This is a genomic window from Candidatus Symbiothrix dinenymphae, from assembly GCF_001431085.1.
In genome coordinates this window covers 1-440 of the sequence record NZ_BBRU01000425.1, presented here as the reverse complement: position 1 = coordinate 440, position 440 = coordinate 1, and the positions used below count along the sequence as shown (strand labels likewise).

Genomic DNA, 440 nt, shown 5'->3' with positions numbered 1-440 from the left:
GCGCGTAACGCCTGAATTGGAAACCAGCGACACCCCCTCCTCTGCGTGCGTGAGGGGCTTTTCCACCACATTCACGTCCACCGTTGCCAATTTGCTTTTGGGTTGGCACGCACTTGTCAGCAGGCAGCAGCCAAGCAGCAGGATTACAGCATTTTGCGTTTTCTGAACCACAATTCGTTGAATGTATAACTGATTGTAATTTTCACATAATATTCGCTGACCATGCTCGGTGCTTTCGGACGAAGCATTTCACCTGCCACCGCAAAATTGAGATACGAGCGGCGGTCGAGCATCGGAACTCCTACGCCAAGTGTGATGCCATATTCGTCATAGCCGCCTTTCACCGTTTCAAAGTACGAACTGCTGTAATATGCCCCTGCACGATAGCGCAATTTGTAGTTGTATTCGCCGCCGAGGTTGATTTTCAGGCGGTTAGTGAG

At 50.5% G+C, this 440-nt stretch carries 1 pseudogene; it reads right to left on the bottom strand.

Annotated features, from left to right (window positions below):
• Nucleotides 1–143 precede the first annotated feature (143 nt).
• A pseudogene (locus tag ASC50_RS04725) lies at nucleotides 144–440 on the bottom strand (hypothetical protein); the annotation flags it as partial.